We start from the raw sequence: 18,022 nt of genomic DNA on the forward strand, positions 1-18,022 counted from the left end.
TCAGGCACAACAGGAGGCGCTCCCTTGGGGCTCAGCAGACGTACTTTCAGCGCCCTCGCCGGCACGGCGGCGCTCGGCTTCACGCTGGGCGGGAGCGAGGGGACCCCGAACAGCGCCGCCTCCTCCCTCATGGTGCCCACCGGGCCCGCGCCGGGCCCGCCCGCCGCCGACGGGCTTCGGCACACGGTCGGCTTCGACCGGTACTCGCTGCTGGTCGACGGCCGGCGGCTGGTCCTGTGGTCGGGTGAGATGCATCCCTTCCGGCTGCCGAGCCCGTCGCTGTGGCGGGACGTGCTGCAGAAGATGCGCGCGCACGGCTACAACGCGGTCAGCGCCTACGTCTCCTGGAACTACCACTCCCCCGCGCCCGGCAGCTACGACTTCACGGGCGTGCGCGACCTCGGCCTGTTCCTGCGGACGGCCGCCGAGACCGGCCTGTACGTGATCCTGCGTCCGGGCCCGTACATCAACGCGGAGGTCGACGGCGGCGGCTTCCCCGGCTGGCTGACGGCCACCGAGGGCCGGGCCCGCACCTCCGACCCGGCCTATCTGAGGCACGCCGACGAATGGCTCGGCCAGGTGAACAGGATCGTCGCCCCGCACCAGTTCACCCGGGGCAAGGGCACCGTGCTGCTCTACCAGATCGAGAACGAGTACGACGCGTACGTCACCGAGCCGGCCGGCCGCGACTACATGTCCCACCTGTACAAGAAGGTGCGGGCCGACGGCATCGACGTACCGCTGTTCCACAACGACAAGGGCCCCAACGGCTACTGGACCCCCGGCTCCTTCGACACCGGGGGCGAGAAGGGGCGTTGGCTGTACGGCTTCGACGGATACCCCTCGCCCGAGCAAGTCCCGCCGGACTGGGGGCGCTTCGGGGCCGGCGGCGCCAAGGGAGGGGCGACGGCCAGCCCGAAGACGCCCGGGTTCGTGCCGGAGTTCGGCGGGGGATGGTTCGACCCGTGGGGCGGCTCCTCGTTCCAGGGCAAGGGATACGCGGAGTCCCGGCGCACCCGGGACGCGGCCTACGAGCGGCGCTTCCACCTGACCAACCTCGCCAACGGCATCACCCTGCACAACGTCTACATGACCTTCGGCGGCACCTCCTGGGGCTGGCTGCCCGCGCCGGTCGTCTACACCTCGTACGACTACGGGGCGGCCTTCGACGAGGGGAGGATGGCCACCGCGAAGCTGGCGCCGATGCACCAGACGGGGCATCTGCTCGGGCGCCAGCCGGACTTCGCCAGGCTGGTGCGGGCGGCGGCGGTGAAACCCGCGGACGACCGGCTCAAGGCGTACCACCTCACCAACCCGGACACCGGCGCGCATGTGTACGTCCTGCGCAACGACAGCGCCGAACGCGTCTCCACGACCCTGCCCGGCACCGACTTCGACGTACCGGTCTCCGTCCCGGCCAAGGACGCCCGGATGGTGGCGGCCAGAATGGCTCTCGGGCAGTGGAAGCTGCGGTACTCCACCGTGCAGCCGATGTTCTGCGTGACCGCCGGACGGCAGGACATCGCCGTGTTCGCGGGCCCGCGCGGCGAGATGGCGCAGGTCGTCCTCGACTGCCAGCAGGAGCCGACGACGACCCGCCTCGACCCCGATCCGGCGTGGGTGTACGACCGCGGTCTGCTGCGGGTGACCGCGCCGCTCGGCGCCGGCGGGCTGACCCGGGTGAAGGTCGAGGGCGGCGGGCACGACCGGTCGCTGCTGCTGCTCTTCGTCGACGACGCGACCTCCCTGCGGCTGTTCCCGCGCGACACCCCGTCGGGCTCGGTGCTGGTGTACGGCCCGTCGCTGGTGCGTGACGTGACCCTGAGCGACGGCCTGGTCCAGCTGACCGGCGACACCGTCGCGGCGACCGGCCTTGAGGTGTGGGGGCCGCGCGGGATCACCGACGTCTCCTGGAACGGGGACCCGGTGCGGACACGGCTCAGCGGCACCGGAAGCCTGCTGGCCCTGCGTCCGCTGCCCGGAGTGGGACGGGTCGCGCTGCCCGCCCTGGACGGCGGCTGGCGGCGCCGGGTGGAGAACCCCGAGTCGGCGCCGGACTTCGACGACTCGACGTGGACGGTCGCGGACCGCAAGACGTCGCACAGCGTCACGCCCGTGCCCGACGGACAGCCCGTGCTGTTCGCGGACGACTACGGCTTCCACTACGGGGATGTCTGGTACCGGGGGCACTTCACCGCCGACGCCGACGCCGTCGAGTCCGTCTCCCTCGCCTACAGCACGGGCACGCAGGGCCTGCTGATGGCCTGGCTGGACGGGGAGCCGCTGGGCACGCACCGGATGCCGGTGCCGGACAACAGCACGGCACGGCAGGGGAGTTGGGCGGCCACGGCCACGTTCGCGGTGCCGGAGAAGCTGCGCGAGAAACTGGGTGAGCGGTCGGCCCAGTCGGGCGACGCGCGTGTCCTGTCGGTCCTGGTCCGGCGGATGCAGCACGACCAGGACGGCAAGGCGCTCGACACCCACAAGGTGGCGCGCGGGCTGACCGAGGTCACCTTCAAGGGGGCCTCGCCGAAGGTGAGTTGGCGGGTGCAGGGCGCCACGGCTCCCGATCCGGTGCGCGGGCCGCTGAACAACGGCGGGCTGTTCGGCGAACGGGAGGGCTGGCACCTGCCGGGGTTCGAGGACGCGGACTGGGAGAAGGCGGACCTGCCGCGCGCCGGCCGCCGTCAGGGGGTCACCTGGTTCCGGACCGCCTTCCGGCTGGCCGTCGCCCCGGGGACCGACGCCTCGATCGGTCTGGTCCTGGGCGACGACCCGGACCGCGCCTACCGCGTACAGATCTTCCTCAACGGCTGGAACATGGGCCAGTACATCAACGACGTGGGCCCGCAGCACACCTTCGTCCTCCCGAACGGGATCCTGCGCACCCGTGGCTCCAACACCCTGGCCCTGGCGGTCCTGTCCGACGGCACCACCGGGTCGGGCCCGAAGGACGTACGGCTGACGCTGTTGGGCGCGGCGGCCGGAGGAGTGCCGGTGACACCGGTGGCCTCTCCCGGCCGCTGAGCTTGCTCTTTATGGTCTGAGTCGGTTTCGTTCGGTGATGCTCTCGGGTCGCTTCACGGTCTTGCCCACGTCGTAGCGGGTGGCGGACCGCTGGTTCTTCGAGCCAAGTGGCCTGCCTGGTCCGGGTGTTGAGGGTTTCGGTGCACGGGCCGGGCAGGTGAGATGTGGGCGGAGGTTTCTGAACCCCTGGCGGACTCGGGCCGGGGTGAACCGGCCGGGCTCGGCGGGCTTCTCCCACGGCCGCCGCACGTCGGCGGCGGCCCCGCGCAGAAGGCGAATCTGGGTGTGCGCGGCGATGATCAGCCAGGTCCAACGCTCGCCGGCCTCGGGGGTGCGAAACTTCGGCCGCGTCCACCCGAGGGTCTGTTTCATCAGCCTGAAGAGGTGCTCGATGTCGAACCTTCTCAGGAACGCCTGCCAGCGCACGTCGATGTCCTCGCTGTTCACCCCGAGCATGCCCACCGATCACGTCGGCGCACCGGGAAACTCCAAGATCCCCGACGAATCAAGCTCAGACGGTGGCATCCTGCTGTTCCAGCCATTTTGAAATCACTTGGTTTGTTTCTTCGGGCATTTCCTCCTGGATCCAGTGACCGCAGTCCAGGCCGACCACTTCCACATTGGGCACGAACTCTGTCAGGTTTTCGGACCTCGGGATCGCCCAGTCCCGGTCGCCGTAGATCATGAGGGCGGGCTGTTGGATGATCGGGTCCACGTCCGCCAGCAGGCGCCAGTTGCGGTCGAGGTTCCTGTACCAGTTGATGCTGCCCGTGAATCCCGATGTTTCGAACGCGGAGACGTAGACGGCCAGTTCGCTGTCGCTCATGACGGGCTCACCGAGTGGTGTTTCCGCTCTGGCGAGATTGATCATTGCCATGCCCGGCTCAGGGGGCGCGGGGGGCACGTTCTTCCGGTAAAGGTTGCGGAGGACCTGGAATGCGTTCTCATCGAACACGGCGTCCGCAACGCCCGGCTGTCGATTGAAGTGGACGAAGTAGAAGTCGCCGCCGAGGAATTCTTCCATGACCTCGATCCACGGCTTTTCTCCGCGCACCTGGTAAGGCAAGCTCAGGTTGATCACCTTGTTCACACGATTGGGGTGCAACAGGGTCAGTCCCCAGACGACGAACGCACCCCAGTCATGGCCGACGAATGTGGCGTCTTCGTATCCGTAGTGGTCGAGGAGCGCGACGAGGTCACCCGACAGGTGCTCGATGTCGTAGTCCGTCACTTCGGCCGGGCGGGATGAGTTGCCGTAACCCCGCTGGTTCGGTGCGATGACGTGGTAGCCGGCTGCGGCGAGAGTGGGCATCAGGTGACGCCAGGAGAAGGCGTGCTCCGGCCAGCCGTGGCAGAGCACGATGGGCTTTCCCTCGTTTTCTCGACCTGCTTCGAAGACTTCGAGTTCCACACCGTTGACCGGAATAATGGTGGGCTTGGGAAAATCGGCTGGATTGAGCATCACGTTTCCTCATTGTCTTTTCGGGGTGATTAGGATTAGGCGAAGGTTCCCGAAGATAGTTCGGGCTGTCGAATCACGAACTCTTCTCACGGAGGGGACCCCGTTCGGAATGAAGCCTGACACGGAGATCGCCGATATGCGACGGGATGGTTACACTTCGTAACCTCGGCTATTGAAGCTCTCTATAAGCCTCCGCGGGCCTTGATGTCCTTGATCTGCGCGTTGGCCGAGCGGTTGATCATGATGACCGCTCGGGCCTCGCCATCGCCGCCACCATCCGCTCCAGTCGGGCCAGCCGGGTCTTCTCGGTGCGGGCGGTGACCAGGCGGAGGTATAGGGCGAACTGGTCGGACTTGCTGAGCGTCTCGTAGAACGCCCGCGCGGCCGGGTTCGCGTCGAGCGCCTCGACGAGATCCGGCGGTGCGGTGGCATTCTTCTGCGAGGCGTATGCCGTCTCCCAGCGGCCGTCCGCCCGCGCCGCCTCGATCTCGGCGAGGCCGCGGGGGCGCATCCGGCCTGCCGCGATCAGGGCCTCGGCCTTGTCGACGTTCACCTGCGACCAGGCGGAGCGGGGGCTGCGGGGTGTCGTGCGCTGCAGGAAGTACGTGTCGTCAAAGCCGCGCCGCAGACCGTCGATCCAGCCGAAGCAGAGCACCGTGTCGACCATCTCTTCCCAGGTGAGCGACGGGATGCCGGTGTGCTTCTTGGCGATCTTCACCCAGAGCGCGGCCCGTTCCCCGTGATGCGTGTCGAGCCAGGCTTCAAGCTCGGCCGGGCTCGCGGGGACAAGGACCTCGACGCCGTCCTCGTATTTCTGCATAAACCGCAGACTAGAGGCCCTATAGGACAGATGCTGACCTACTCGGGCGCACCGCTCAGGGGACCTGCTCAAGCGGCCTACTCAGGCGACCTGACCGGCTCGCTGCTTGGCGAGCTTCGCCCTGCTGCCACAGGCCACCCGTCGAGTCGATGAACTGCTTGAGCTGACGGCCGACGTCGAGGTCGCGTACTCGGATGTGTCCGATCTCCCCGCTGTGGCCGCCTGGAGGAACCCGACGAACCGGGCGGCGCGGTCAGCAGGTTGACGCAGGTTGCGGTACAGGTGCACGGGCCGTAGTAGGGCAGGTCAGCGACCACCTCGGCCAGCGGTTCACCCTCAGCACGCAGCAGTTCACGATCTTGGTAGCAAGTGCTGGGGACGCATCCGCCAGTCGTGTGTACAGCCCATCTGTCGCCACGGCACCGTACATGTCGCAGGCCATGAGAAGCACCAGAGGTTAAAGAACAAGCTGAGTGCGTGTTTTTGAACCCGTCGCTGTGGGATCGCTGTCGAGTCAGGCTTGGTCGCTGGGACAACGGCTCGCGGACGCGCTACTGAGCGGCTTGACCGTGTCATTTCGCCTCAGACGGCTCCTTGCCCGTGCGCCCGCGTGTTGGCCGAGGGCCGGTGCAGGCGTATCCCGCACGGGCGTGACGTGGCCGCCGTTGGCGTAATCAGCTGGCTGTGCCAGGCGGCTGCGGCACCCTGCGGCTATGACTGAAGGTGAGCGCGAGCCCGGCAGGGGCATGGTGGACCGGTCGGAGGGATTCGGCGAGCGCCTGTTGGGGGTGCTGCTGGACCGGGCGCACGAGATGCCGCCGCAGCTGATCGCTCCGCTGATCGCGGAAGAGGTGGCCAGAGTCGGTGGCCGTGACGTCTCGATCCTCCTGCAGGACTACGCACAGGCAGTGCTCGCTCCGCTGCCGGGCCGGCGACTGGTGGTCGCCGAGCCCGAGCTGATCAGCGACTCCCCCGCCGGAACGGCCTTCCTTACGGCGGCTCCCGTCGAGGTCGTGCAGGACGACGGCAGCGTCCGGATGTACCTGCCGTTGCTGGACGGCAGCGACCAGGTCGGGGTGATGGCCGTCACCATGGACACTGTCGATGACGACGACCGGCGCCTGCTGCGCAGGCTGGCCGGCCTGGTCGCCGACATGGTGGTCACCAAGCACACCTACACCGACCAGTTCTTCCAGGCCCGGCGCCGGGAACCGATGAGCGTGGCCGCCGAGATCCAGTGGTCCCTGCTGCCGCCACTGTCCATGTCCGTTCCGCAGGTCGCGTTGGCCGGGATTCTCGAACCCGCCTACCGCATCGCCGGCGACAGCTTCGACTACGCCCTCAACGAAAGCATCCTGCACGTAGCCGTGATCGATGCGATGGGCCACGATCTCGGGGCCGCCGCGATGGCCACCATCGCCATTGGCGCCTACCGCCACGCCAGGCGTGCCGATGTCGACCTGTCCGAGATCTACTCGTTCATGGATCGGGCGATCGCCGGGGAGTTCGGTCCCGATCGCTTCGTCACCGCGCAGATGATGCGCCTGGACACCGCAACGGGCCACCTGCAATGGGTCAACGCGGGCCACCCGGCACCGCTGCTGATCCGCGACGGCCGGGTGCTCCACCCCCTGGAGGCCCCGAGCACCCTGCCGGTCGGCTTCGGCGGCGAGCAACCCCGGATGAACGAGCACCAGCTCCAGCGCGGCGACCGGCTGCTGTGCTACACGGACGGCGTGATCGAGGAGCACGTCGCCGGACAGGAGCCGTTCGGCGAGGAACAGCTCATCCGCTGCGTCAATCGCATGATGAGCCAGGGGGCGAGCGGGGTACGCGCCGACGTGCGCTGGCTCTCCCAGGCACTGATGGCGGAGCGGGGCGGGCTCACCAGCGACGACGCGACCCTGTTCCTGATCGAATGGCGCGGGGGCGCCGCCGAACACCTCGCCGTTCTGCAGTAAGCCGACCTCAGAACCGCTTCACGGCCGAACCACACCGATGTCCGCCGCCACTGGGGACGTGGTGTCGACAGAGGTGTCAGAGATCGTGCTTGTGCAACCCGAGGAGGAGGGTGGTATCCGGGTGTGGTTCAGCGGCCGTGGCCCCTGCCGAGGAAGAGGAGGGGGAAGGGGCCGGTCAGCCGTCGGCCGGCGCCGGTTTCCTCGGCCGGCTCGGGGTTGCGCCTTTCCGGGCCAAGCGCCTGCGTGGGAGCACGACGAATCCGGAGGCGTCCTTGGGTCGGCTGACCGGCTTGATCGTCAGGTTGAGGTGCCGTTTCGCCCAGGTCACGAGCTTTCCCCCGTAGGCGGAGTCGGCCCAGACGATGGTGATCTCGGGGTGCATCAGGCGGAGGCGGAAGAGGACTTCCTTCGCGGCGGCGGAGTCGTGCAGGTCGGCCGGGGTGACCATGACCAGCAGGGGCAGCCCGCGGGTGTCCACGGCCAGGTGGCGCTTCCGGCCGTTGATCGGCGAGCACGGCCCGCTCGTATGCCTCCAGGGCCGCGCGGTCGGCGCCGAGCTGGTAGCCGTCGGCTCTGGTCCAGATCAGCGGCGGCCAGCCGTTCTCCGCGATGATGTCGCGCAGGCAGGCCAGCCCCGCCCGCACTTGGCTGGGGAAGAGTTCGCTGGCGCGGACCAGCTGGGGGAACAGCAGCCCGGCGGGTCTGGCCTCGAACAGTACGAACCGGAGGGTGTCCGCATGTCGCTGTGCGGCCTCGCCCCGTCGCCGCGAGGCACGGGGCATCCCTACACGCCCCGCAGCATGCGGGCCAGTTCGTCGTCCATGTCGACCTTGCCGGTGTCGACCGCGGTCTCGATCCAGTCCAGCGTGGCCCGCACCTTCGCGACGTTCTGGTGCACGATCGTCCGCTCGTCCTTGCCGAGCTGCCGGTCACGCAGGCCGGGGACGACCCGGCCGGCGGCGGCCACGAAGGAGTGGCAGGCGGTGACCAGGTCCAGGAACTCCACCGTCCGGTCGATCTGTCTGAGAACAAGCTGAGAGCCTGTGTCACATGCTCTGGGCCGCGGGTCCTACGCCAGCCGGATCACGTTCCAGGACAGCGGTTCCAGTACGGCGGTCAGGGTGCCGTCCGTCAGGGTCGTGCCCTCGACCGTGTGCGGGGTGACCCGCTCGGGGGCGTCGAGGGTGTTGCGGGCGTCCGGGTCGGCGTCCGCGAGGGCGCTGTGCTCGACGACCGAGCTCAGGTCGAGGCCGCCCAGGGCGACCTCCAGCGGGAGCGCCTCGGTGCGGCCGCGGTTGACCGCGAAGACGGTGACCGTGCCGTCGTCGGCGCGTACGGCGGTGGCGTGCAGCAGGTCGGCCTCGCCGTACTTCTTCGTCTCGTACGTCGGGGAGTCGACGCGGACGTCCAGGACCTGGCCGCGGCCGTGCTTCGCGGCCTGGGCGAACGGGAAGAACGTCGTCTGGCGCCAGGCCGGGCCGCCCGGCTCGGTCATGATCGGGGCGATGACGTTGACCAGCTGGGCGAGGCAGGCGACGGTGACGCGGTCGGCGTGCCGGAGCAGCGCGATGAGGAGCGAGCCGAAGACGACCGCGTCGGTGACGCTGTAGTTGTCCTCCAACAGGCGGGGGGCCTCGGGCCAGTCGTCCTGCTCGAACGTCTTCGCGTGCGCCTCCCACTCGGGCAGGTACCAGACGTTCCACTCGTCGAAGGAGAGGTTGATCCGCTTCTTCGACTTCAGCGTCGCGCCGACGTGGTCGGCGGTCGCGACCACGTTGTCGATGAAGGACTCCATGTCGACGGCCGAGGCGAGGAAGGAGTCGATGTCGCCGTTCTCCGGCCAGTAGTAGGCGTGCAGGGAGATGTGGTCGACGAGGTCGTAGGTCTCCTTGAGGACCGTCGCCTCCCACTCGGCGAAGGTCGGCATGGACTGGCTGGAGGAGCCACAGGCGACCAGTTCGACACCCGGATCGATCTGGCGCATCGCGCGGGCCGTCTCGGCGGCGATCCTGCCGTACTCCTCGGCGGTCTTGTGGCCGGTCTGCCAGGGGCCGTCCATCTCGTTGCCGAGGCACCAGAGCCTGATGCCGAAGGGGTCCTTGTCGCCGTGCCCGGCCCGCAGGTCCGACAGGGCGGTGCCCTTGGTGTGGTTGGCGTACTCCTGGAGTTCCAGTGCCTCGGCGACGCCCCGGGTGCCGAGGTTGACGGCCATCATGGGTTCGGCGTGAGGGCCGATCTTGCGGAGGAAGGCGATGTACTCGGAGAGGCCGAAGCGGTTCGTCTCCGTGGAGTGCCAGGCGAGGTCGAGGCGGCGGGGGCGGTCCTCGGCGGGGCCGACCGAGTCCTCCCACTTGTAGCCGGAGACGAAGTTGCCGCCGGGGTACCGGATGGCGGTCGCGCCCAGTTCGCGGACCAGGTCCAGGACGTCTTGGCGCAGGCCGGCTTCATCGGCTGTGGGGTGGCCCGGCTCGAAGATGCCGGTGTAGACGCAGCGGCCAAGGTGTTCTACGAAGCTGCCGAAGAGGCGGGGGTTGACCTCGCCGACGGTGAAGGCGGGGTCGAGGGTGAAGCGGGCGGTGTGCATGCTGGCCTTTCGAGGTTCTGTTTCGCCTGCGGAGGTTCAGTTTCGCCTGCGGGTGGTTCGTGGCTTGTCGCGCAGTTCCCCGCGCCCCTAAAAGAAGCGGGTGGTTCGTGGCTTGTCGCGCAGTTCCCCGCGCCCCTATAGGGCGCTACTGGCCTGCCAAGCCGGTGTGTGCGACGCCTGCCACTATCTGCCTCTGGAAGAAGACGAAGACGATGATCAGCGGCAGGCCCGCCATGAGGCCGCCGGCCATGAGTTGGGCCCACTGGATGCCGTAGGAGTTCATGACGGTCGCGATGCCGTTCGGCATGGTCATCAGGTCGGGGTTGTTGGTCACCATGTACGGCCACAGGAAGTTGTTCCAGGAGGCGATGAAGGTGAAGATGCCGACCGCCGCAAGGGAGGGGCGGGACAGCGGCACGACGATGGTGAAGAAGACCCGCCAGCGTCCGGCGCCGTCGATGAACGCGGCCTCCTCCAGTTCGCGCGGGATGCCCTGGAAGAACTTGTAGAGGATGTAGACCATCGCGGCGGGCGCGCACTGCGGCAGGATCATGCCCCAGTAGGTGTCGACCATCCCCATCTGCTGGACGGTGGTGAACAGCGGCACGCCGAGGACCGCGGGGGAGATCATCAGGCCCGCCATGACCACGCCCATCAGGACGCCCTTGCCGCGGAACTCGGTGCGGGCGAACCCGTATCCGGCGAGCGCGCTCACGAACAGCACCACGGACGTCACACACACCGAGACGACGAGGGAGTTGACGAACCAGTTGGTGATGTTGCCGGTCTCGAAGAGCGCCTTCCACGCCTGGCCCGTCCAGTCCACGGGCAGCCAGTGCGGAGGCACCTCCACGGCCTCGGTCTCCGACTTGAGCGAGGTGAACAGGGCCCAGGCGAACGGTGCGAGGAAGACGACTGAGACGGCCGCGCCGAGGACGGTGAGGATGATCTGGCTGGGCGTCCATGGCCTGCGGGGTTTGACGCGCACTGGTGTGGCGGTGCTCATCGGCCGCCCTCCTCACGGTTGCGCAGCAGCCACATCCGCGCGAGGGCGACGGCCGCGATGATCACGAAGAAGATGATGGAGATCGCGGAGGCGTAGCCCACGCGGTAGCTGGTGAAGCCCTCTTCGAGGGTGTACTGCACGAACGTCCTGGTCGATTCCTCCGGTCCTGGCGAGAAGTCCATCATCACGACGGCCTGGTCGAAGACCTGGAGCGAGGCGAGGATCTGCAGGGCGATGACGAGGCCGGTGATGTGGCCCAGCAACGGCAGCGTGATGTGGACCATGCGCTGCCAGGCGTTCGCGCCGTCCAGCCTGGCGGCCTCGTAGAGGTGCGCGGGGATGCCCTGGAGTGCGGCGAGGTAGAGCAGGAAGCTGAAGCCGACGGTCCACCACAGGGTCGTGATGACGATGGCGAGCATCGCGTACGACTTGTCGGCCAGCCACGGCGTCTCGATGCCGAAGAGGTGGTTGATCATTCCGGTGCCGGGGTTGAACAGCCACTGCCACAGGTTGCCCGCGACGGTGGAGGGGAGGAGGAAGGGCGCGAAGAAGCACAGCCGCCACAGCCACTTACCGCGTTCGATGTGGTGCGCGAGCATCGCGAGCAGGAAGGCGAGGACCGTGATGCAGGGCACGACCAGGAGCGTGAAGTACGCGCTGTGGCCGAGCGAGTCCCACATCAGCGGGTCCTTCAGGGCCTCGCGGTAGTTGTCGAGGCCGATGAAGTGCGCGCTGTCGCCGGCGATGTTGGCGTCCGTGAGACTGAGATAGACGCCGCGCAGCAGCGGCCAGATCACGAACAGCGCGAACAGCGCGAGGAACGGGGCGACGAACCAGCCGCCGTGCTGGAAGCCCTGCTTGCGGCGGAGGGTGGCGCTCCGCGCGGCGGTCTTCGGGCGCGCCGGTGCGAGCGCGGTCTGGGCGCTGGTCGCCGTCATGCGGCCGTACCTCCTTGCGCGGCGGTCCTGCCGTCCATGGGGTTCTTCATGGCGAGCAGCTGGGTGAGGGCGCCCTTCATCCTGCGGGCGGCGGCCTCCGGCCCCGCGGAGCCCATCGTGGAGGACACGACGATCGGGCCGACGCGCTGGGCGAGGATGCCGGTGGAGCCCGCGAACCACACCTTCGGCTCGGTGGCCTGGTGGTCCATGGCCGACACGTACTCGCTCTGCGGGACCAGCTTCTTGTACGCGGCCGTGGACAGGGTCGGCGTGTACGCGGGGATGTGGCCGCCGGCCGCCCACTGCTGGGCGTGCTGGACGACGTAGGCGGCGAGCTGATGGGCGGCCTCGTCGGCGGGGCCGCCGCGGTCGGACTGGTGCGGCAGGACGAAGGCGTGCGACTCGGCGTGGGTGGCCTGCTTGCCGAAGACGGGCGGCAGCGGGGTGGCGCCGTAGTCGAGCTCGGCGCCGGAGAAGACGGGCACGGACCAGTTGCCCTCCCAGGTGAAGGGCGTGCCGTTGATGAACTGCTCGCCGTCGGCGGCGCCCACGACGGCGTATCCGTCGGTGACGTGCCGGCGCAGGAACTCCAGGACCTGGACGGCTTTGTCGGTGTCGAAGGTGACCTCGGTGTCGGCGCCGTCGAAGTACGTGCCGCCGAGCTGGGTGTAGAAGGCGACGAAGAACCACCACATGAAATTCTGGTCGTTGGCGTGCAGACCGAGGGTCTGCAGCCCCTTCTTCGTGGCCTTCTTCGCCTCCTTCAGTACGTCGAACCACTCGTCGGCCGACGTGACCGGGACGATCCGGCCGTCGTCGCCGAGCAGGCCCGCCTTCTTCAGCACGTCCTTGCGGTAGAAGCAGAGCTGGACGTGGATGTCGAGCGGGAGGGCGTAGAGCCTGCCGTCGATGACGGCGCGCTTCCACAGCTCGGGGTTGAAGTCCGCTTCCCGCACGCCGTACTTGGCGAGCAGGTCGACGTCCCAGGGGTCCAGGAGGCGGCCGGGCGAGAAGCCGGTGACCCGGCCCAGGTGCATGACGCCGAGGTCGGGTGCGCGGTTGCCCGCGGCCGCCATGGCCAGCTTGGTGTAGAAGGGATTGCCCCACTGGAGGGTGGAGTCCTTCACGTCGATGCCGGAGTTCGCCTGACGGAAGGCGTCCAGCATCGCGATCATGTTGTAGCCGTCGCCGCCGCTGAAGAGGTTCCAGTACCGCACCCGGGTCTGCGAGCCGGCGGCGAGCGCGTCGGCGCCGGTGCCGAGGGCGGCGAAGCCGAAGCTGCCCGCTACGAGCAACCCGCCGAGCCCGCCCATGAGTTGTCTGCGACTCAGGTCAGTTCGCTCCATACCCTGCCCTCACTTCCGCCCCCACTGTTCGACATATCGAATAACGCCCGTAACTTCGAACGGGACCGTAGATTCGAAGCGCTTGCGCGTCAATGCTTTGGACGCGACTCGCATGACGGGGACAGTTCAGGGCGCGTAACCTCTTAAAGCCGCCGAGCGGCTGACTCGCAGCGAGAAGGGGGAGGAGGAGAGGCGCGGTGACACACGCCCTCGCCCTCGACGCCCTCACCCTCGACGCCTACGCCGTCTCCTTCTGGATCGCGACCGCCGTGCCGGCCGCCGCGCCGGAGGTGAGGTAACTGAAGGAACGGATGACCCGGCAGCTCGGGGCGATGCGCCGCCGGAAGAAGGAGATGCGTCGGCTCGCCGGTGTGCTCATCGCCCCGATGCGCGTACCGCTACCCGCCGATCCCGGGGCGCTGTTCGACGCCCTCGTCGACTCCGTCAGCCGGTGGCGGGGCCGTGAGGTCGTGGTGCGCCGGGAGGTCTTCCCGCCGCACACCGCGAGCGGGCTGTGGCTGGAGGGCGACACCCAGGACATCGTCGTCGTCGACAAGCGGGCCGCCGTATGGCATCAGATCGTGATCTTCTGTCATGAGGTGTGGCACATGTACCAGCAGGGCACCGGCGCCCCGTCGCCGACCGGCGACGGTCCTCCCCGGACCGTCGCCGCGCGCACCGACTTCAGCCTGGACGACGAGCAGGAGGCCGACCGCTTCGGCATGCTGATGGGCGGCCGGCTGCGGCCCTGGCTGGAGGCCCCGGCGGATCCCGGCCCCGGGGCGGGCGAGGGCGGCGAGGGCGGCGAGGGCGGCCAGGACATCGCCGGGCGCATCGGCGCCGCGCTCAACTACCGCGGGACCCGAAGATGAACGGCCTGATCAACTACGTCAGTTGCGGCGCGCTGTGGCTCGGGCTCGTGGTCAAGGCCCCCGACCTGGTACGCCACCGGCACGACCCCTATCTGCGGGCGATCTGTGCCGTCCTGGGCCTGGCCGGGGTCTGCTTCTTCCTCGGCGCCGAGCCGACGGTCGCGGCCGTCAACCACCTCAGCGGCATTCCCAACCTCGCCGCCCCGCTGACCTACGCGTCGATCACCGCGTACAGCGCGGCCTCCCAGGTGCTGATCGTCTACTGGCGGGGCGGACCGCAGGTGCACCGCGTCACCCGCCGCTGGATCGTGGCGTACGCGTTCGTGCTGCTCGGCATCGCCGTCACCTTCGCCCTCGGCGACGCGCCGGTGGAACGCCGCACCGACCTGGACACCTACTACGCGACCACGCCGTTCATCGCCGAGATGATCGTGCTGTACCTGGTCGGCCACCTCGCCGCCGTCAGCGTCACCTCGGTGTCCGCGCTGCGCTGGGCCCGCGAGGTGCGCGGCTGGCTGCGCGCGGGCCTGGTGGTGCTCGGCTTCGGAGCGCTGTGCAACGCCGGATACAGCGTGTCCAAGCTCGCCGCCGTGGTGGCCCGCTGGGCCGGACTCGACTGGTCGGGTCTCAGTACGACCTTCTCGCCGGCCGCCGCCGGTCTGGCCGCCCTGATGACGGTGGTGGGCATCCTGATCCCACTGGTCGGGCCCCGGACCACGCGGTGGCGGCGGGCGCGGCGGGACTTCGCGCGCCTGGCCCCACTGCAACGGGAACTGGACGAGTTCCTCACCCGCCGCGCGCTGCGGCTGCCCCGGCCGCGCTGGTCCTCCCCCGTCACCCGGCTGGTGTGGCGGCAGACCAGCATCCACAACGCGCTCGGCAGCCTCGACGCGTTCTTCGACCCGAACCTGTACGAGCGGACCCTGGAGGCCGCGACCCTGGAGGCCGCCGACCCGGAGCGGGCCGAGGCGACCGCGTGGGCCGCGGTGATCGCCGCGGCCGCCGTGGAGGAACGCGACCGGGACAGCTCCCTGCTGCCGCCCGGAGCGGCGGAACGGTTCCAGGACCGGGCGCCCGCCCCGGGCACCCTCGTGGACATCGCCGACGCGCTGGCCGCCTCCCCGCTCGTCGCGGCCGCCCGCGTCCGCGCCGGTACGACCTCCACTGGTACGGCATGAACACGGTGCCCGCGGCGCACCCTCCCCCCACCGCCGCATCGTCCGAACGGAGTTCCCGGGCATGAGCCTCGTCGTGTATCTGGCGGCAGCGGTCTTCGGACTGTCCTGCGTGGTCCTGTTCCGCCGACAGCCGCTGACTGCCTTACGGGACCCGCTGACCCTGTCCACCTGCGCGTCGATCGTCCTCGGCTCCCTCGTCTTCGTCTGCGCCGCCCCGGTGACCCTGGCCGCCGTCAACGAGGTCACCGGCATCCCGAACTTCGGCGCCCCGCTCACCTACGGCATGATCTCGGCGTACAGCTGCTCCCTGCTCATCCTGCTGATCAACTGGCGGGGCGGCTCACCGGAGCGGATCCGGCGTCTGTCGCTGCGGGCCGTCGCCGCGTACGGCACCCTGATCGTCGTCATCGTCGCGCTGTTCACGCTGTCCGACGCGCACGTCGAGCGGCTCAACGACCTCGACACCTACTACGCGAACACTCCCTACATGCGCGAGATGATCGTGCTCTATCTGCTGGGGCACAGCGCGGCGATGCTGGCGATGTGCGCGGTGTGCGTCAAGTGGGGCCGGGAGGTCACCGGGCTGCTGCGGTCCGGGCTGTGGCTGATCCTCGCGGGCGCGCTGCTGGACGTGGTGGGTTTCCAGGGGGCCAAGTACACGGCCGTCGTGGCGCGTTGGACGGGGCACGACCTCGATGTCCTGTCCACCGGGGTGGCCCCGCCGCTGGCCGCGCTGGCCGCGCTGCTGTTCGCCGCCGGATTCGTGCTGCCGAGGCTGCTGCCGCCGGCTCTCGCGCACTGGCACAGCGTCGAGGACCATCGCAGGCTGGGCCCGTTGTGGTCGCGGGTGCGGTTCGCCTCCACCGCCCCGAAGCCGCCCAGCGCCTGGTGGCTCTCGCCCCGGGACCGGCTGCGCTGGCGTGAGGTGTCGATCCACGACGCCCTGTTGGCGCTCGCCCCGTACTTCGACGACCGGATCCGCGAACGGGCCCTGGACACCGCCCTGCGCGCGGGCCGTGACGCGCACGCGGCCCGCCTGGCGGCCGAGGCGGCGATGGTGACCGACGCCGCCCGCCGCGCCGCCGCCCGGGAGACGCCCCTGGTCACACCGAGCGCGTACCGGCTGTACGCCACGGAGGTCTCCGGCACCGGAGGGCTCGTGGAGTTGGCGCAGGCGCTCACACGTTCGGCACACGTCACCGCCGTACGCGAAGGTACGGTGAAGGCCACCCCTGGCTGAACACGAGGAGTTCCATGACGCGGAGAGCTGTCGTCATCGGTGCCGGCCTGGCCGGCATGCTGGCCGCGGCCGCGCTGTCGGGTACCGCGGACGAAGTGATCGTCCTGGACCGCGACGACCTGCCCGAGGGACCCGACCACCGCAAGGGGCTCCCGCAGGGACGGCACGCCCACCTGTTGCTGGCGGGGGGCCTCGCCGCCATGGAGGACCTGGTGCCCGGCGTCAGCATGCGCCGGCACCTGCTCGACGCGGGCGCCCACGACATACCCCTCGGTTCCGGCATGGTGGCGCTCACCCCGGAGGGCTGGCTGCGGCGCTGGCGTCACGACGGCCCCCATATGCTCGCGTGCAGCCGGGCGTTGCTGGACTGGGCGGTGCGCACGGCGGTTCTGGAGCACACCGAGGTCGAGGTGCGCCGGGCGCAGGTTCTCGAACTCACCGGCCAGGGCGGGCGGGTTACCGGCGTACGACTGTCGACTCCCGAGGGAGAGACGGAACTTGACGCCGAGTTCGTGGTCGACGCCAGTGGGCGCGGCTCACGTGTCACGCACTGGCTGGAGGGGCTCGGCGTCACGGACATCCGTGAACGGACCGTGGACTCCGGGCTCGTCAACGCCACCCGGGTCTATCGCGTACCCGAGGGCGCCGAGCGGTTCCCGCTGACGATCGTGCAGGCCGACCCGTATGTGAACCGGCCGGGGCGCAGCGGGATGGTGCTGCCCATCGAGGGCGGCCGGTGGATGGTGAGCCTCGCCGGCACTCGCGGCGGTGAACCCCCGGCCGACCCCGAGGGGTTCCTCCAGTACACCCTCGACCTGCCGCACCCCATCGTCGGACGGCTCATCTCCGGCGCGGAGCCGCTGACCGACGTGCACATCAGCCGCAGCACGTCCAATGTCCGGCGCTATCTGGAGAAGGTGCCGCGGTGGCCGGAGGGGTTCGTGGTGCTCGGGGACGCGCTGGCCACGTTCAACCCGGCGTACGGGCAGGGGATGGCGGTGGCCGCGCTGGGGGCGCGGTTCCTGGGGGACGAGGTGCGGCGGACCGGGCTGAGGTCCGCCGGGCTGGCGCGGCGGGTGCAGCGGGGGGCGGCGCGGTCCGTGGACGCGGCCTGGGCGATGGCCGTGGGCCAGGACGTCTGGTATCCGCAGACGCGCGGCGGGCAGCCGAACGCCGGGGACCGGCTGGTCACGCGGTACTCACGGCGGCTGACGAGGGCGGCGACGGGCTCGTACCGGGCCGCCGCCGCACTGTGGGACGTGACCAGCCTGACGGTGGGACCGGGACGGTTGCTGCATCCGGCGACCGTGCTGGCGGTGATCAACGGCTCCCTGCTGCCACCGTTGCGGGAACCGCCGTTGAGCGCCGGGGAGCGGAAGGTTCTGCGGGGTCTGGAGCGGGTGTCCGTCTGAGACCGGTACGGGCGCCGGTGCCTGCGGCGGGCAGTGGCGGATCGGTGGCGCCGGTCGGTGGCGGGCGGGTCGCGCGGCCCGGTGCCTGCGCCCGGCGATGACGGGGCGCACGGCCCGGCGCCCGCGGCGGGCAGGTCACGCGGCCCAGTGCCTGCGCCCGGCGATGACGGGGCGCA

12 protein-coding genes and 4 pseudogenes are annotated in these 18,022 nt (G+C 69.6%); 6 read left to right on the forward strand and 10 right to left on the reverse strand.

Annotation, left to right across the window (positions count from 1 at the left end; all coding sequences use genetic code 11):
* Nucleotides 1-24: 24 nt before the first annotated feature.
* Nucleotides 25-3,027, forward strand: coding sequence for a beta-galactosidase (locus tag AB0H86_RS25730; protein ID WP_362443169.1), 3,003 nt, complete (start codon nucleotides 25-27; stop codon nucleotides 3,025-3,027).
* Between the two features lie 9 nt (nucleotides 3,028-3,036).
* Here the strand turns inward: AB0H86_RS25730 and AB0H86_RS25735 are convergent.
* The 3 genes and pseudogenes from AB0H86_RS25735 to AB0H86_RS25745 all read right to left on the reverse strand — a co-directional run.
* Nucleotides 3,037-3,477 (reverse strand): annotated as a pseudogene (locus AB0H86_RS25735) (transposase); the annotation flags it as partial.
* A gap of 61 nt (nucleotides 3,478-3,538) precedes the next feature.
* The gene (locus AB0H86_RS25740) at nucleotides 3,539-4,489 is read right to left on the reverse strand and encodes an alpha/beta hydrolase (protein WP_362443253.1); all 951 of its coding nucleotides are present in this window, start codon (nucleotides 4,487-4,489) and stop codon (nucleotides 3,539-3,541) included.
* 238 nt (nucleotides 4,490-4,727) lie between these two features.
* On the reverse strand, nucleotides 4,728-5,309 hold the full coding sequence (locus tag AB0H86_RS25745; RefSeq protein ID WP_362443172.1) for a YdeI/OmpD-associated family protein: 582 nt from the start codon (nucleotides 5,307-5,309) through the stop codon (nucleotides 4,728-4,730).
* A gap of 713 nt (nucleotides 5,310-6,022) precedes the next feature.
* On the opposite strand from AB0H86_RS25745, the gene AB0H86_RS25750 reads away from it, so the two are divergent.
* Nucleotides 6,023-7,270: a PP2C family protein-serine/threonine phosphatase gene (locus AB0H86_RS25750; RefSeq protein WP_362443175.1), complete on the forward strand. Its 1,248-nt coding sequence runs from the start codon at nucleotides 6,023-6,025 to the stop codon at nucleotides 7,268-7,270.
* 238 nt (nucleotides 7,271-7,508) lie between these two features.
* Here the strand turns inward: AB0H86_RS25750 and AB0H86_RS25755 are convergent.
* From AB0H86_RS25755 to AB0H86_RS25785, 7 genes and pseudogenes are all read right to left on the reverse strand, one after another.
* Nucleotides 7,509-7,775: pseudogene (locus AB0H86_RS25755) on the reverse strand (transposase); the annotation flags it as partial.
* Nucleotides 7,771-8,052: pseudogene (locus tag AB0H86_RS25760) on the reverse strand (RacP protein); the annotation flags it as partial. The pseudogenes AB0H86_RS25760 and AB0H86_RS25755, both read right to left, overlap by 5 nt.
* Before the next feature lie 2 nt (nucleotides 8,053-8,054).
* Nucleotides 8,055-8,297: pseudogene (locus tag AB0H86_RS25765) on the reverse strand (DUF6192 family protein); the annotation flags it as partial.
* 42 nt (nucleotides 8,298-8,339) lie between these two features.
* Nucleotides 8,340-9,854 carry an alpha-N-arabinofuranosidase gene (locus tag AB0H86_RS25770; protein ID WP_362443178.1) on the reverse strand — a complete coding sequence of 505 codons (1,515 nt, stop codon included), beginning with the start codon at nucleotides 9,852-9,854 and terminating at the stop codon, nucleotides 8,340-8,342.
* 145 nt (nucleotides 9,855-9,999) lie between these two features.
* Entirely contained in the window at nucleotides 10,000-10,860 is an 861-nt protein-coding gene (locus tag AB0H86_RS25775) for a carbohydrate ABC transporter permease (protein WP_362443180.1), read from the reverse strand.
* Nucleotides 10,857-11,798: a sugar ABC transporter permease gene (locus AB0H86_RS25780; RefSeq protein WP_362443183.1), complete on the reverse strand. Its 942-nt coding sequence runs from the start codon at nucleotides 11,796-11,798 to the stop codon at nucleotides 10,857-10,859. The genes AB0H86_RS25775 and AB0H86_RS25780 overlap by 4 nt, the downstream gene beginning before the upstream one ends.
* Nucleotides 11,795-13,144: an extracellular solute-binding protein gene (locus AB0H86_RS25785; RefSeq protein ID WP_362443186.1), complete on the reverse strand. Its 1,350-nt coding sequence runs from the start codon at nucleotides 13,142-13,144 to the stop codon at nucleotides 11,795-11,797. The genes AB0H86_RS25780 and AB0H86_RS25785 overlap by 4 nt, the downstream gene beginning before the upstream one ends.
* A gap of 353 nt (nucleotides 13,145-13,497) precedes the next feature.
* Between AB0H86_RS25785 and AB0H86_RS25790 the strand changes: the two genes are divergently transcribed.
* The 4 genes from AB0H86_RS25790 (at nucleotide 13,498) to AB0H86_RS25805 (ending at nucleotide 17,846) form a co-directional block, all read left to right on the forward strand.
* Nucleotides 13,498-14,016, forward strand: a complete 519-nt coding sequence (locus AB0H86_RS25790; protein WP_362443256.1) for a toxin — start codon at nucleotides 13,498-13,500, stop codon at nucleotides 14,014-14,016.
* Entirely contained in the window at nucleotides 14,013-15,194 is a 1,182-nt protein-coding gene (locus AB0H86_RS25795) for an MAB_1171c family putative transporter (protein WP_362443189.1), read from the forward strand. The genes AB0H86_RS25790 and AB0H86_RS25795 overlap by 4 nt, the downstream gene beginning before the upstream one ends.
* A 61-nt stretch (nucleotides 15,195-15,255) precedes the next feature.
* A complete protein-coding gene (locus AB0H86_RS25800; protein WP_362443192.1) occupies nucleotides 15,256-16,434 on the forward strand; it encodes an MAB_1171c family putative transporter in 1,179 nt (392 codons plus the stop codon).
* Between the two features lie 14 nt (nucleotides 16,435-16,448).
* The gene (locus tag AB0H86_RS25805; protein WP_362443195.1) at nucleotides 16,449-17,846 is read left to right on the forward strand and encodes an FAD-dependent monooxygenase; all 1,398 of its coding nucleotides are present in this window, start codon (nucleotides 16,449-16,451) and stop codon (nucleotides 17,844-17,846) included.
* The last annotated feature ends 176 nt before the right edge of the window (nucleotides 17,847-18,022 follow it).

Origin of the sequence: Streptomyces sp. NPDC050997 (assembly GCF_040660135.1) — a bacterium.
Lineage (GTDB): Bacteria > Actinomycetota > Actinomycetes > Streptomycetales > Streptomycetaceae > Streptomyces.